Source organism: Clostridium sp. cel8, from assembly GCF_014050525.1.
In the GTDB taxonomy this organism is placed as follows: Bacteria; Bacillota; Clostridia; order Clostridiales; family Clostridiaceae; genus Clostridium_B.
In genome coordinates, this window is the sequence record NZ_JACGAG010000010.1 from 1 (window position 1) to 14,752 (window position 14,752).

Annotated in this window: 17 protein-coding genes; 5 read left to right on the top strand and 12 right to left on the bottom strand. The window is 28.5% G+C overall.

Going from position 1 to position 14,752, the window contains the following annotated elements; translation table 11 throughout:
* Nucleotides 1-314 precede the first annotated feature (314 nt).
* Nucleotides 315-1,091 carry an alpha/beta hydrolase gene (locus H2684_RS09330; RefSeq protein ID WP_182089139.1) on the bottom strand — a complete coding sequence of 259 codons (777 nt, stop codon included), beginning with the start codon at nucleotides 1,089-1,091 and terminating at the stop codon, nucleotides 315-317.
* 108 nt (nucleotides 1,092-1,199) lie between these two features.
* A complete protein-coding gene (locus tag H2684_RS09335) occupies nucleotides 1,200-1,682 on the bottom strand; it encodes a ferritin family protein (RefSeq protein ID WP_182089140.1) in 483 nt (160 codons plus the stop codon).
* Between the two features lie 263 nt (nucleotides 1,683-1,945).
* Here H2684_RS09335 and H2684_RS09340 point away from each other — a divergent pair, with 263 nt between their 5' ends.
* From H2684_RS09340 to H2684_RS09355, 4 genes are all read left to right on the top strand, one after another.
* A complete protein-coding gene (locus H2684_RS09340; protein WP_182089141.1) occupies nucleotides 1,946-2,146 on the top strand; it encodes an alpha/beta-type small acid-soluble spore protein in 201 nt (66 codons plus the stop codon).
* A gap of 193 nt (nucleotides 2,147-2,339) precedes the next feature.
* Nucleotides 2,340-4,157, top strand: coding sequence for a serine hydrolase (locus H2684_RS09345; RefSeq protein ID WP_182089142.1), 1,818 nt, complete (start codon nucleotides 2,340-2,342; stop codon nucleotides 4,155-4,157).
* A 340-nt stretch (nucleotides 4,158-4,497) separates the two neighbouring features.
* Nucleotides 4,498-5,847 carry an MBOAT family O-acyltransferase gene (locus H2684_RS09350; protein WP_243159311.1) on the top strand — a complete coding sequence of 450 codons (1,350 nt, stop codon included), beginning with the start codon at nucleotides 4,498-4,500 and terminating at the stop codon, nucleotides 5,845-5,847.
* 12 nt (nucleotides 5,848-5,859) lie between these two features.
* A complete protein-coding gene (locus tag H2684_RS09355) occupies nucleotides 5,860-6,915 on the top strand; it encodes a hypothetical protein (protein WP_182089144.1) in 1,056 nt (351 codons plus the stop codon).
* A gap of 31 nt (nucleotides 6,916-6,946) precedes the next feature.
* Here H2684_RS09355 and H2684_RS09360 read toward each other — a convergent pair whose 3' ends face one another.
* From H2684_RS09360 to gnd, 10 genes are all read right to left on the bottom strand, one after another.
* Nucleotides 6,947-7,138: a hypothetical protein gene (locus tag H2684_RS09360; RefSeq protein WP_182089145.1), complete on the bottom strand. Its 192-nt coding sequence runs from the start codon at nucleotides 7,136-7,138 to the stop codon at nucleotides 6,947-6,949.
* A 66-nt stretch (nucleotides 7,139-7,204) separates the two neighbouring features.
* Complete coding sequence (locus H2684_RS09365; protein ID WP_182089146.1) at nucleotides 7,205-7,735, bottom strand: flavodoxin family protein; 531 nt, start codon at nucleotides 7,733-7,735, stop codon at nucleotides 7,205-7,207.
* 41 nt (nucleotides 7,736-7,776) lie between these two features.
* Nucleotides 7,777-8,268 (bottom strand): flavin reductase family protein, encoded by a 492-nt coding sequence (locus tag H2684_RS09370; protein ID WP_182089147.1) that lies wholly within the window; start codon nucleotides 8,266-8,268, stop codon nucleotides 7,777-7,779.
* 30 nt (nucleotides 8,269-8,298) lie between these two features.
* Nucleotides 8,299-9,189, bottom strand: coding sequence for an ARMT1-like domain-containing protein (locus H2684_RS09375; RefSeq protein WP_182089148.1), 891 nt, complete (start codon nucleotides 9,187-9,189; stop codon nucleotides 8,299-8,301).
* A gap of 32 nt (nucleotides 9,190-9,221) precedes the next feature.
* On the bottom strand, nucleotides 9,222-10,070 hold the full coding sequence (locus tag H2684_RS09380; RefSeq protein WP_182089149.1) for an ATP-binding protein: 849 nt from the start codon (nucleotides 10,068-10,070) through the stop codon (nucleotides 9,222-9,224).
* Nucleotides 10,061-10,891 carry an ATP-binding protein gene (locus H2684_RS09385; protein ID WP_182089216.1) on the bottom strand — a complete coding sequence of 277 codons (831 nt, stop codon included), beginning with the start codon at nucleotides 10,889-10,891 and terminating at the stop codon, nucleotides 10,061-10,063. The genes H2684_RS09380 and H2684_RS09385 overlap by 10 nt, the downstream gene beginning before the upstream one ends.
* Nucleotides 10,892-10,910: 19 nt before the next feature.
* Nucleotides 10,911-11,273, bottom strand: a complete 363-nt coding sequence (locus H2684_RS09390; protein WP_182089150.1) for a NifB/NifX family molybdenum-iron cluster-binding protein — start codon at nucleotides 11,271-11,273, stop codon at nucleotides 10,911-10,913.
* A gap of 135 nt (nucleotides 11,274-11,408) precedes the next feature.
* Nucleotides 11,409-11,936, bottom strand: coding sequence for a methylated-DNA--[protein]-cysteine S-methyltransferase (locus tag H2684_RS09395; RefSeq protein WP_243159312.1), 528 nt, complete (start codon nucleotides 11,934-11,936; stop codon nucleotides 11,409-11,411).
* On the bottom strand, nucleotides 11,911-12,501 hold the full coding sequence (locus tag H2684_RS09400) for a GGDEF domain-containing protein (RefSeq protein WP_182089151.1): 591 nt from the start codon (nucleotides 12,499-12,501) through the stop codon (nucleotides 11,911-11,913). The genes H2684_RS09395 and H2684_RS09400 overlap by 26 nt, the downstream gene beginning before the upstream one ends.
* A gap of 135 nt (nucleotides 12,502-12,636) precedes the next feature.
* Nucleotides 12,637-13,533, bottom strand: coding sequence for a phosphogluconate dehydrogenase (NAD(+)-dependent, decarboxylating) (gene gnd, locus H2684_RS09405; protein ID WP_182089152.1), 897 nt, complete (start codon nucleotides 13,531-13,533; stop codon nucleotides 12,637-12,639).
* Nucleotides 13,534-13,810: 277 nt separating this feature from the next.
* Between gnd and H2684_RS09410 the strand changes: the two genes are divergently transcribed.
* A complete protein-coding gene (locus tag H2684_RS09410; RefSeq protein WP_182089153.1) occupies nucleotides 13,811-14,668 on the top strand; it encodes a MurR/RpiR family transcriptional regulator in 858 nt (285 codons plus the stop codon).
* The last annotated feature ends 84 nt before the right edge of the window (nucleotides 14,669-14,752 follow it).

The window sequence follows — 14,752 nt, forward strand, 5'->3', positions numbered from 1 at the left end:
AATTTTTAACTTTTATTTTTCAATCTATAATATTTTCTTTTTCTTGTATTTAATTTTTTAATTATGCTCATATCTATTAGTCAATTTATATTGTATTTAGTCAAAAGTTTCTATATTTATAGAAACTATGATAGCAACTTTCTTTTATTAAAAAAATATATATTTCAGTTAGCTCGAAGTCAAGTGTCTTATTTACTTTTAAATATATATATCATAAATTAGATGTATATGGAGGATAGATTAAAGAAGAAAGAAGTGTTCACATTATCAACTATAAAATAGAACACTATAAGGAAATAGTAAAGTTCTGTTTTCTACTTATCAATCAATTCAGTGCGAAAAAACTCTGATGTACAGTCTAATACTTCATCTTCCCAATCCTTTCTGTTAAATGTATGATCAGACCCTTCAATAGGATGCAAAAATGCATTTTCTCCATAGATATCAAGATAACGCTCTGAAGTCTTAAAAGGCACTGTTTCATCCAAATTTCCATGAATCAAAAGTACATTTTTATCATATACTGAAGATCTATTAAATATATCCAAACCATTTAATGCTTTTACGAAGTCAATTCCAACACAAAATCCTCCAATATCAAGAAATCCTTTATTTTGAATTGTATCAACATTTTTATCAGTTTCAAAGTTTTTTACTATTTCTCCCATATTACCTGCAGGCGCCCATAGACAAAGTGCTTTAACACTCTCCTTGCAATCACCTGCAAGTATACTCGAAACAGCACCACCCATGCTGAGTCCTAAAACTCCTATATTATTATTATCCACAAATTCAAGTCCTTTTACATAATTTAATATATCCTTTGCCTCTTGAAGTTCTGTAAGTATTGTCATATCTACAAACTCTCCATCACTTTCACCACTTCCACTAAAATCAAATCTTACACTTCCAATTCCTATCTTTTCAAGCATCCTTGACAACTTTACAAATATAAAATGTTTTTCAGCTTTATTTCCTGTAAATCCATGAAACATACAAACCATTGAAATTTTATTCTTCATATTATCTGGTACATGCATCATTCCTCTTAAAGTAAGCCCTCTGCTTTGAATTTCAACTGACTTTTGCATATATATACCTCCATTAACATAAAATCTACATTTACTTTTGAACACATTGATTATAATTTTACTATAAAGATATAATTCAAAGCAAACTTAGCTTAATTCCAGAAAATACTACACAATCTCATCAAGTAAATTTGAAAAGTATTCCACATGTGATTTTTCTTCTTCTAATATAACTTCTAAAGTATCTTTTACATCTTTTTCAGAAACACCTTTATACATATGTGAATATACATCAACTGTAAGCTTTTCTGTTTCTATAGCATGTTCTATTGCAGTTTTTAAATCACAAAATGCATCATCAGGCTGTTCTTTTTGATCAAAGACTTTATTTTCTATTAAATCTTTCAAATATGCAGTTACTTCTTCATCAAACAGATAATCCGGCTCAGTGTCAATTTTTTTAGAAGCCTCATCAAATAGTTTTTGAAATTTTTCACGGTGTATAAACTCTTGTCCTGCTGCGGATTTTAAAAATTCTTTTATCTTTCCTTTAGTATGTCTTGCTCCATTTGTATAAAATTTATATCCCTCATCTTCCATAATCAATGCAATTTTAAGCATTTCACAAGAATTAAAATTATTTTGTGGCATAAATATTACTCCCCTTCTAATAATTTCCTAGATAATTAAATGATACATATAAATATTTTATTTATCAATACATAATTATTATTGAATAAGTTTAAATATAATCAATCTATACCTAAAATATATATTTAATATCTATTTTCGTACTTGTATATAACTTTACCAATAAGTCCTCTAATTACCTAACATATTTTTTTAGATATTGTGCAAACTCTAATTATAAGTAATTAATACTTATTAAAATATTCTAAAGAGGAGTGATTAACATGGCATCAAATAACAGTAATAAATTAGTAGTACCTGAAGCTAAGGAAAAATTGAACCAATTTAAAATGGAATCTGCAAGAGAAGTTGGAGTAAATTTAAAACAGGGTTATAATGGAGATCTTACTGCAAGAGAAGCCGGCTCCGTTGGTGGAAATATGGTAAAAAAGATGATTGAAGCATATGAGCAAAATATGAAATAATAAAGTAATTTAATACAATTAAATTACTTTAAATTAGGATTGAATTTTTTAAAAATTCAATCCTTTTTATATATTTCTTAATAATTAGAATACTAAATATAGATTTCAAAAATTTCTAATATATATATTTATCTCCTATTTATATGTTATTATTATAATTAGTATATTAAAAAGTATAGGGGGATAATTATAAATGATAAAAAAAACTTTTTCTTGTATTTCTTATATAACGATATCAATTTTTCTTATTTTAAGTAGCAGTATTTCAAATGTACAAGCACAAGATGTAATCTCACAAAAAACATCTAGTCCAATTACTGTTAGTATAAACGGTATAAATATCTCATCTGATATAAACAAACCTTATCAGGATTTAAATTCAATAGTAATGATTCCTTTAAATTCAATTTACAAAAATCTTGGAAATGACTTCAATCTTAAAATGAACAAAGACTATGTTCTACTAAGTAATTCCTCATACAACATAACACTTAAAAATAATTATAAAAAAATATCATCAAATGGTAAAACAATAACCTTATCTACAGCTCCTGTGATAAAAAACAATATTATTTATGTTCCACTTGAATTTTTTAGTAAAGTTCTAGGAAAAACAATAAATTGGAATAGCTATACTAAAGTTGCAAAAATATGTACACCTTATAAAAATGAAGAAAGTTATTTTAAAGATTCACTTAATTCAAATACATATTCTTATATATCCCAGAAATTGAACACCTATATGACTTTACTTCAAAAATATGATAATTTTCATGGAAGTGTTCTTGTAGCTAAAGGCGGAAATATACTTTTAAATAAAGGCTATAGTAAATCTGACTTCGAGCAAAATATTGATAACTCTCCACAAACTGAATTTCCAATAGGCTCTATGACAAAACAATTTACAGCTATGGCTATAATGCAACTAGAGGAAAAAGGTCTTCTAAGTGAAGATGATCCTATATCTAAGTATATACCTGACTATCCAAAAGGTAATACTATAACTATCAAAAACCTTTTAACTCATACTTCAGGAATAGTAAATTATACAAATTTACCTGAGTTTTGGACTATGAAAACTGATTCTTTTAAAGATATACAAAATGTGATTAACTTATTTAAAAATAAGCCACTTGAATTCGAACCTGGTACAAAATTTTCATATTCAAATTCAGGCTACGTTTTACTTGGATATATAATTACAAAGGTTACTGGTACAAGTTACATAGATTACCTTAAGGAAAATATTTTTAAACCTTTGAATATGAATAATACAGGAATAGCTTATAATGGTTCTGACAAATTATATACCTCTTCAGGATATAGCGGATATCTTGATATATATCCAATAGATGATGAAATGACTCTAAATGGAACTTATGGTGCTGGTTCACTGTATTCAACTACAGAAGACCTATATAAATGGGATAGAGCTCTTTATACAGAAAAATTAGTGAGTAATTCAACTTTAAATAAGATTTTTACAGGCTATGTCAAAGTTGGTGAATATCAACCTTATTATGGATATGGTTGGATGATCACTGATGGGAAATACGGAAAAGAAATATATCATGGTGGAAATATATTAGGATTTACAAGCAACATTGCAAGGTATCCAGAAAATGATCTTACTATAATTCTTCTTACAAATGTAGGTTATTATAATTTAAACTCTCTAAATGATACTCTTGCAGACATATGCATGGGTGGAAGTTATACACTGCCAACACCTAAAACTGAAATTAATCTAGATAGTAAAATTTTAGAAAAATATGCTGGAACATATTATTTAAATGCAAATCAGCAAAATATCACTATAAAAAATGAAAATGGTAATCTTTACTATGAACCAACTGAAGGCATAAAATATCAGCTCTTTCCTGAATCTTCAAAGAAATTCTTTCTTAAAGAAGCAGATTTAGAAATAGAGTTCATTACAGGAAGTAAAGACAGTATTTATGGTCTTAAGTTTTATAAAGACGGTGTATCTATGATTGCTCACAGGAAATAGATAAAAAGTATCAGTAGATTTTTTAACCTTCAAAATCTACTGATACTTTTTTATGTTCATTAATGATTACTATTCTTATATTTTAGATTTTGTCACATACTTGACATATATATGAATTATAATCTAAAATGTTAATGTTTAATTTTAAACTTACCAAAAATAGATAAATAGGCCAGTATATTCATATGATGAGTTTTTTATGCTTAAAAGGAGGTTTCTTAACTTGTATTTTAACTCAATGCAATTTTTAATATTTTTCCCTATTGTATCAATTCTTTACTTTATTATACCTCACAAAGTGCGATGGATATGGCTTCTAATATCAAGCTATTACTTTTATATGAGTGCCAATCCAAAATATTTGATTTTACTTGTTACATGCACAATGACTACATATATTGGTGGACTTTTAATAGGAAAGTCAAATAAAATAGGTACAAAAAAATTATTCGTTTTTCTAAGTATGTCGAGTAATCTAGGAATATTATTCTTATTTAAATACTATAATTTTTTCACTTCAAGCTTAATACGAATACTATCAAACTTTGGTATTTCTATTAGCATTCCATCATTTGATGTTATTATGCCTATAGGACTTTCATTTTACACTTTTCAAGCTTTAAGTTATATAATGGATGTTTATAGAGGGGATATAGAAGTTGAATTAAATCCTTTTAAGTATGCTTTATTTGTGTCCTTTTTTCCACAATTGTTATCTGGCCCTATTCAGAAGTCAAAAAACTTTATGCATCAAATATATGATAGACACTACTTTGATTACACCAGAGTAAAAAATGGACTCCTTTTGATGTTATGGGGATATTTTCAGAAAACTATGTTTGCAGATAAAATAGCTCCATTTATAAATACTGTTTATAATAATCCTGCAAACCATAGAGGACTTGAAGTAATTTTAGCTACAGTATTATTTGCTTTCCAACTTTATTGTGATTTTTCATCATACTCTGATATAGCAATAGGCGCTGCTGAAGTTATGGGATTTAAACTATCCAAAAACTTTGAAAGACCTTATTTTGCAAAATCAATAAGAGAATTTTGGAAAAGATGGCATATTTCACTTACTAGCTGGTTTATGGATTACTTGTATTTTCCTCTAGGAGGAAGTAGATGTAGCAAACTTAGAACTTATTTTAATGTTATGGTTGTATTTTTAGTAAGTGGTATATGGCATGGTGCAGGTTTCACCTTTATTATTTGGGGAGGACTACACGGTACTTATTACATAATTGGGAAAGTCATAAGTCCTATAAAAAGGAAACTTATAGAATTATTTAAAATTAGAACAAATGTCTTTAGCTATAAATTGATTCAAATAACAATTAACTTTGTATTAATTGACTTTGCCTGGTTATTCTTCAGGGCAAACTCCTTCAAAGGTGCTATTATATTAATTAAAAATATGTTTTATTTTAATCCGTACATATTCATTGATGGTTCAGTATACAAACTAGGAGTTGATTCATTAAATTTTTCTGTAGCAATGTTTAGTCTTTTTACAGTGTTAATTGTAAATTTACTCCAAAGAAATATGAATTTGAGATATGAACTTTCAAAACAAAATCTTGCATTCAGATGGTTTGTGTATTTTGCATCTTTGCTCATTATATTAATATTTGGTACATATGGATCAGAAACTGGTACTCAACAGTTCATATATTCTCAGTTTTAGGAGGAAATATTTGTGATTAAAAAAGCTTTTTTTAAATTTTCTATTTTTTTCGTAGTTTTAATATCTATAATTTCTCTCATAACTCCTATATTTATATTAAAAACAAATCATAGAGGTAAGCTTATAGAAGGATTATATAACCATACTGGCAATTCATATGACGTGGTTTTAATGGGAGGAAGCCATATGAACAGTGGAATAGATCCAAATGTACTCTGGCACAACTATGGTATAACAAGCTTTAACTATGCAACAGGTGGGCAATCTATAGATTTAACTTACTATATACTAAAAGAAGTTCTAAAGACACACAAAAATCCTATTGTAGTTGTAGATGCCTATTACTTAGCAAGAACTGCTGAATATGGAGAAAAAGGATACATAAGCAACGCCCTTGATAACTTGAGATTTTCAATTAATAAACTAGAAGCAATACAAAATTGTGCTCCACTTAAAGATAGATTAAGTTATTTACTCCCATTTTTAAAATATCACTATAGATGGAATGAACTTACAGAAAGGGACTTTAATTATAGAAGCGATGAGGAATACTATGCAAAAGGATTTGACGCAGGTACTAAAGTATATGGAAAGGATGACTCAACTGCAGACCAGACTTCACAGACAGTTTCAGGTACAGTAGATCTTCCAAAAAAATCATCAATTTATTTAAATAAAATTATAGACTTATGTAAAAAAAATAATTTAAAACTAATTCTTGTTAATACTCCTTGTGATTACAACGCTGAATCAGCTTCAAATGACTGGTCCCATAATCAAGCAAAACTTTTTAATAAGGTTAAAGAAATAGCAGAAAAAAACAATGTTCCTTTTATAAATTATAATGATAAACTAGATGAAATACACTTAGACTTTAAAAAGGAAATGTATAATTCAGGACATTTAAACATTTGGGGTGCTGCAAAAATAAGTCTTGACTTTGGAAAATATTTAAGTGAAAATTACAATTTAAAAGATCATAGAAAAGATAAAAATTATAATCAATGGAATATAGATTATAAATATTCTCAAGTAGCAAAATATGTAACCTCACAAAAAGAGTTTTGAATAAATTCAAAACTCTTTTATATACATAATTTTATTGAATTAATCTAACTTTTAAATAAAGAATTCTAAGTTGTTCCTTAAACTCACGATCCTTGCACTTAGATAGATCTATCCTCTCTGTTTCTCCTTCTCTACACACTTCTGTTTTTTTGAAATCTTCTTTGTTAAATCTAGCATGATATTTTTGTCCATTATATAAAAAAGGGTACCATTTACTACACAATTTTTACTCTCATCTCCTTTTCATAAACAATCTCAATATATAAATAGCTCCACAAACAACAATTTACTATTTAATACTTCTTCCAAACTCTCTAACTTTTTCAAGTTCACTTGATTGTTTCATAGCACCCTTGCTAGACATGCCGCTTATAGTTATAATCCCCTTATCAGTCCAGTTCATATATCTATTAATTGCCTTATAACATTGAATAGAAGAATCATATACATTTTCTGAAGCTGAATTCAAAAGAAGAGCTGCACTTTTAATATTGTAGCCAACTTTACCTTTAGCATAAAATCTATCTATTACAGCTTTTATCTGTGAAGTCATAGTAAAATAATATACTGGGGATGCGTAGACAATCATATCTGACTTGTCCATTATTTTATAAATATCTTGCATTCCATCTTTTTGAATGCATTCACCATCATGAGTGCGGCAGTACTCACAGGCCATACATGGATTCACCTTAACACTGCTTAATTTTACAATATCTACAGTATTACCTGTTTCTCTTGCACCCTGTGCAAAAGCCTCTGCCATAATTTCTGTATTTCCACCCTTGCGTGGACTACCAGTAACAACTAAAATATTCATAAAAGACCTCCATTGTTGTATGTTTTCTTTATATTATAACATTAAATGAGGTCAATTTTTGAAAAATCTATATTTCCCTTTTCATCAACTATTTTTTTATCTGCATTTACATACTCTATCTTTCCTACAAACATTTCATGTGAACCGGTAACTATAGAATCTACTACCTTACACTCTATATTTACAGGACAATCTGAAAGTAAAGGAGCATTAATTGTCTTAGCTTCCTCAGTTTTTACTCCTATTTTCTTAAATTTATCTTCGTCCCTTCCACTATGATTTCCTAAGTAGTCAAACATCTTCTGCTGTTCTTTTCCCGGAATATTTACTACAAATACACCAGTTTCCTTAATCATATGATATGAAAATCTTGAAGGTACAATACCCACCATTATCATTGGTGGATCAAAACTACAATTACAACAATAAGCTACAGCAAGTGCATTATCCCTTCCTTTTTTATCTCTACAAGATACTAGTACCTTAGGTGCTGGTTGAAGAGATGATTTCTTATTTCCTTGAATTTTTTCCATTTTAATTACCACCTTTAACTTAATTTTAATCTATTTTGCAATCATATTTCTTATATTTTTTTCATTTGCAAAAATTCCTGTGAACTTTTTCATATTAAATCTTTTAACAAACAAATCACATTTGCACAAAAATATATAATATATATTCTTACCACATCCATATAATCCTTCAAAATTTCCCTGTCCTTTTGAAATTATTAAATCTGCACTTAATATTGCGTGTCTAGATTTTTCATTTATTTTATCTAACTGTGTACCTGGTATATTAGTCCCATTTTCTATAACATTAGCAATCTTATACATTCCTACATCTTCTGCATCTAAAATAGTTGCATCATTATATATTGGTTTTCCTCTTACAATTACATCTATATCTATTTCCGGATATGTTTTCTTTATAACGTCAATAAATACTTTATCAAAAACTATTTCACCTGCATTGTCTATAATATAAGCTACTTTTTTAGCATTTTTCAATTCACCTATGAAATTCTTATATTCAACTTCATCAATAGGCTGATCTTTAGCATTTTTTATCAATCTTTTTAGCTCATTAACATCCACACTATCCATTGCCCCAAAATCAATAAAATTTCCTACCATAGCATACTTTAGTGCCGTAAGAACCTTATCATCTGAATTATTAATAAAGTTTAAAATTTCTCCTTCCATTGAGAGCAACAAATTATTATACTTTATTTTTATATCATGATAAATATCTCCTAAATCAAGTTCATCATTTAAAGCTCTTATAACCTGTGAATTAAGATATGGTGATGTATCTTCTTTCTTAAGAGTTAAGATAATATTAAATACTTTTTTCATAAATTCTAACTTTTTTTCTTCATCTTTTTCATATTGACTAAATAAAGAATCCGTTCTGTTTATAGTACAGTAAATACATTCCAAACAAATATCCATGTATACATCATGCCCCCCAAATCAATATATTTTTAGTTTAAAAACTTCTTTATATTGTCCCACATATCACAAATGGCATCTTTAGCTTTGCTGTTTTCATAACATATTATTGGCTTAATTTCATTTATAGACTTCATAACTAAATCATCATATGGAATTTTCCCTGCTAAAATCAAATTTCTACTTTCAATAAACTTCTCTATTTTATTTGTAATAGCATAGTTTACGTCATATTTATTTATGCAAACCATAGTTAAAATTTCAAAGTGATTACACAAATCAATTATTCTTATTAAATCTTGAAATCCTGACTCTGTTGGCTCTGTTACAACAAGTGCCACATCCGTTCCTGTTATTGAAGACATAACTGGACATCCAATACCTGGTGAGCCATCTATTATAGTCAATTTATTATCTTTATTGAATTTTTTCCCGTTTTCTCTTAGAGAATTTATCAGTTTTCCCGAGCCGTCACCGCCTATATCCATTTCTGCTCTTGAAATTATTCCTTTATCAGTCTTTGTTACAAATGTATCTGCAGTCTTTTCATCCTTTAATTCTATAGCATTTTGTGGACATACCAAAGTACATGCTCCACAGCCTTCACATGAAAATGGATTTACAGTAAAATTATCTATAGCTTTAAACTTACATACACTTTCACATTTTCCACACTTGATACAGAGTTTTTCATCTATACTTGCCTTTTTTCCACCTATAAATTTACTTTTTTGAATATCATGACCCTTGTAGAATAAATATAAATTAGGTGCATCCACATCACAATCTACTCTTATTACATCTTTAGCAAGTTCAGATATAGCCGTTGCAATAGTTGTCTTTCCTGTACCACCTTTCCCACTTACAATTACTAATTCCAAGAAAGCACCTCCTTTACTTGTTTTGAAAGATTGTCAAATAAGGTTTTATAATATTCATCATCATATAGAAGTTCTCCCTTTGAATAAACAACTGCAGTATTTCTATTGTAAGGAATTGTTCCTATTAACGGAATTTTTTCTTGACTACAATACTCTTTTACTATATTTCTCTTTCCGTTATCTTTATTTATAATAATACCAAATGGTATTCTATATATCCTAACAAGTTCAACTGCCATCTTAAGATCATGAAGTCCAAACTCTGAAGGTTCTGTAACGAGCACTGCACCATCAGCATATTTTAATGTATTTGCTACATTACATGAAGTTCCAGGTGGACAGTCAATTATATTTAATTCATTTGGTAAATGTTCAAGGAGCTGTCTTATGACTGGTACTGCCATTGGTTCACTTATATTCAAAATCCCTCTACTGCAATTTATGCCTCTTGTTTTTCCCTTTTCAATCTTTCCTATTTCCCTTTTTCCATAAGTTATAGCATTATACTTACATGCAATCTGACAAGCACCACATCCATGACATAATTTTTGGAAAAGAATAATATCTTTTTTCACTTTAGCAAGTGCATTGAACATACAAACATCTACACATTCACCACAATTAATGCACTTACTGTCATCTATAATTGGATATTCAACTTTAACTTTCTCTTCTATATCCACCTTTGGCTTTAAAAACAAAAAACCATTTGGTTCTTCTACATCACAGTCTATGTAACTTGCTCCAAATGCAAGAGCCAAGTTAGTAGAAACTGTTGTTTTACCTGTTCCTCCTTTTCCACTTAGAACTGCTATATTCAATGTAAAATCATCCTCCAATCTAGTTTGAACCATGCTTAGCAGAACCTGCTACTTTTATCTTTTCTAATTCTCCATTTTTATATTTTTCAAGTGCCAACATTACGGGTATGTTCTCACACTTGTATGCTTTAATTCCACATTTTTCAATAAGTTTAAAGGCATTTGGTCCAAGATGTCCTGTAATTATAACATCTACTTTTTCATCTATTAACTGATTGGATGCAGCAATGCCTGCTGCACTATTTGAAGTTTTTCCCTTGTTTTCTAAGACTTCAATTTCTCCACTATCTGTATTATATATCTGGAAATAACTACATCTTCCAAATCTCATATCAAGTGGACTTTTAATATTTTTACCTTCCGATGATATTGCTATTTTCATAATTAATCCCTCCAGAATTTATCTACAATAAATAATTTTAAGTAAAATAATAATAGCATTTGCCAATTTCATATTACTATTACTTATAGTTATTGTCAAATGCTAATTATAAATTCAATATATTATTTATATAATTTACTTGCTAGGCATATAAAACTTACTAACATCAATTCCTTCTAGTTGAAGTAATTTAACCTTTACATTAAGTCCTCCTCTATACCCTGTAAGATTTCCACCTGCTCCTACTACACGATGACATGGTATAAGTATAGAAACAGGATTTCTTTTAACTGCGCCACCAATTGCTTGAGCTGACATTTTTCTCTTTCCTGTATCAAACATTATTCTTTTAGCAATATCACCATATGTTATAACCTTTCCGTATGGTATCTCACAAAGTATTTTCCATACAGATTTAGAAAACTCACTGCCTTTAACCTTTATAGTTGGCATAAAATTAGGCTCTATCCCACTAAAATAACAGTCAAGCCATCTCTTAGTTTCATTAAAAATATCCAAATTCTCTGCAGTTACACTAATTATTTCTGCATCATCATACCCTATTTTATTTATCAAAAGTCCTGTTACATTCTCTCCGTCACTTGTAACCCTAATATTTCCGACTTCAGAATTATACTTATATATGTATATCTTTTTCATCATACAATTCCTTCTTTTTTTGTAATTTTCTTTTATACATATCATTATCAGCAATTTTTATTAACTCATTAATAGTCATATCACCCTGTATATGTTTTTTATACTCACAAAGACCATAACTTAAACTAAAATTATATCTATTATTATTTTTATTTATCTCATCTAATTTCACATAAATTCTGTTCCAAATTTTATGAACTTCCTCAACTTTAGTATCTGGAAATACTACTAAAAATTCATCTCCACCCATTCTAACTAAAAAGTCAGTTTTTCTAATGTTATTTTTCAAAACTTCAGCTGTATTTATAAGTAGTTTATCTCCCTCTTGATGTCCAAAATTATCATTTATTCTTTTTAAGCCATCTACATCAACAAAACAAACAACAATACTTCCGTTATTAATTTTCGACAAATTAAGCTTCTTATCAAGCAATTTCAATCCTGATCTTCTATTTAATACTTCTGTCATAAAATCTGTACTTGCATAGTATTTTAATTTTTTAATTAAAGCATCTTTTCTTCTCAGAATCTTAATAAGTGTCTTTTTATCTATATCATCATAATTCACTTAACACCACTACCCCCAAATATTTATATGTTTATTATATACTATTATAAGGGCAATAGCTGTCACTTAAAATAATTTGTAAAAGAATCAGTAGATTTATTTACAAATTAAATCTACTGATTCTTCAAATTATAATTATTTTTTTTCTACACCGTGTCCACCAAATTCATTTCTTAAAGCAGCTATTACTTTACCTGTAAATGTATCATCTACCTCTGAACGGAACCTTGTAAATAGTGCTTCTGTTATAGCCGGTGCAGCAATTTTAAGATCTAATGCTTCCTGTACTGTCCACAATCCTTCTCCGTTTGAATGAATTATTCCTTTAATTGAATTAAGTTTAGGATCTTTTTTGAATGCATCTTCCATAAGTTCCATAAGCCAACCACGAATAACAGATCCATAATTCCATACTCTTGCTACTTCTTTAAAATTCAAATCAAACTGACTTTTTTCAAGTACCTCAAATCCCTCTCCAATTGCTTCAAGCATTCCATATTCTATACCATTGTGAACCATTTTTACAAAATGTCCTGAACCATTTCTTCCTGTATGCAAATATCCTTTTTCCACACTTATATCTTTAATCAATGGCTCAATATACTCAAATACTTCGTCTTCTGCACCTATCATTGTACATGTGCCATGTCTTGCACCTTCAATTCCACCACTGGTTCCTACATCTACAAAATCTATGCCCTTTGACTTAATCTTTTCATATCTTCTTAATGTATCCTTATAATAAGAATTACCACCATCTATTATTATATCATGTTTATTAAGAAGAGGTAAAAGCTCATTTATTAAAGAATCGACTGGTTTTCCCGCAGGCACCATAAGCCAAACAACTTTTCTTCCTTTAAGTTTGTTAATTAATTGTTTAACATTATACGCACCACTTAATCCGTCTTTTTCAGCTTCTTTTACTTTTTCTAAATCACAATCAAATGCAATAACCTCATGTCCATGTTCTTTCATGTTTACTGCAAGATTATATCCCATCTTTCCAAGTCCAATTAATCCAATGTTCATTATAAAATCCCTCCAAAATTCATTGGCACTAAATTAATTGCATATCTATTCAAATAGTACCAATATAAAATTATATTAATTTCATGCTATTTTCATACTATGTTATATATTAAATACGAAAATTATTTTCAAATTTAGTATATCATATAGTGTAAAATAATCAAGTATAAAAAAAATTTTTATCTTATAAACAATTTATTAACGTTTATGATATAATTTATATATATTAAAAACTAAGTATTTCTACATAAACTTTAGATAATCATAAGGAGGCACTATGGGTAATATAGAAAATAGCGACTGTTTATCCAGAATTAGAACAATCTATAGCAAGTTAAAAACTGCAGAAAAAAAAGCTGCTCATTATATTTTGGAAAATCCTGAAAGTATTATCCATCTTTCTATAACTGAATTTGCTTATGTAAGTAAAGCAAGTGAAACCACAATATTTAGGCTTTGCAACAAACTTGGCTACAAAGGTTATCAAGAACTTAAAATAAACTTAGCTAGCGCAATAGTCAAACCAGTTGAAAATATATTTGAAGGTATTAATGAAAATGACGATATGTACATAATAATGCAAAAAGTTATGAGTTCAAGTATATCTAGCATTCAAAAGACCATAAGCATGAATGAAAGTTCCCAAATGGAAAAGGCAGTAAATTTAATATTAAATGCAAATAAGCTTATGTTCTTTGGAATGGGTGGCTCTGGTATAGTAGCTTTAGATGCATATCATGAATTTGTAAGAACAGGTATACCTTGTATTTGTAATTCAGATTCTCATTTGCAAATTATGCATGCATCTATGGCTCAAGAAGATGATGTAATACTTGCCTTTTCTACATCAGGAAGCAATAAGGATTTAATGGATTCCATAAAAGTAGGAAAGGAAAATGGTGCTAAAATTATTTCTATTACAAGTAATAAAAAATCACCACTTGGAAAAATTTCTGATATATTATTAACATCATATGGCAAAGAATCTAGTGTAAGAAGTCAGGCTATGGAATCAAGAATTACATCATTAGTACTAGTTAATAGTTTATTTGTAGGCGTTGCTTTAAAGAAACTAGATGTAACATTAAACAACATCGATAAAATACGCTCTGGTATAACAATAAAAAGATATTAATTACTATAGTCAGTAGCTTACGGTTTACATCAAAATCACCGTAAGCTTTCTAACTATACTAATTTATTTTTAATTATTAATATG

Coding starts and splice junctions, on each gene's coding strand:
- H2684_RS09410 (WP_182089153.1), top strand. CDS start 13,811: ATGGGTAATATAGAAAATAGCGACTGTTTATCCAGAATTAGAACAATC.
- H2684_RS09395 (WP_243159312.1), bottom strand. CDS start 11,936: ATGATGAAAAAGATATACATATATAAGTATAATTCTGAAGTCGGAAAT.
- H2684_RS09340 (WP_182089141.1), top strand. CDS start 1,946: ATGGCATCAAATAACAGTAATAAATTAGTAGTACCTGAAGCTAAGGAA.
- H2684_RS09365 (WP_182089146.1), bottom strand. CDS start 7,735: ATGAATATTTTAGTTGTTACTGGTAGTCCACGCAAGGGTGGAAATACA.
- H2684_RS09375 (WP_182089148.1), bottom strand. CDS start 9,189: ATGGATATTTGTTTGGAATGTATTTACTGTACTATAAACAGAACGGAT.
- H2684_RS09345 (WP_182089142.1), top strand. CDS start 2,340: ATGATAAAAAAAACTTTTTCTTGTATTTCTTATATAACGATATCAATT.
- H2684_RS09330 (WP_182089139.1), bottom strand. CDS start 1,091: ATGCAAAAGTCAGTTGAAATTCAAAGCAGAGGGCTTACTTTAAGAGGA.
- H2684_RS09370 (WP_182089147.1), bottom strand. CDS start 8,268: ATGGAAAAAATTCAAGGAAATAAGAAATCATCTCTTCAACCAGCACCT.
- H2684_RS09335 (WP_182089140.1), bottom strand. CDS start 1,682: ATGCCACAAAATAATTTTAATTCTTGTGAAATGCTTAAAATTGCATTG.
- H2684_RS09350 (WP_243159311.1), top strand. CDS start 4,498: ATGAGTGCCAATCCAAAATATTTGATTTTACTTGTTACATGCACAATG.
- H2684_RS09390 (WP_182089150.1), bottom strand. CDS start 11,273: ATGAAAATAGCAATATCATCGGAAGGTAAAAATATTAAAAGTCCACTT.
- gnd (WP_182089152.1), bottom strand. CDS start 13,533: ATGAACATTGGATTAATTGGACTTGGAAAGATGGGATATAATCTTGCA.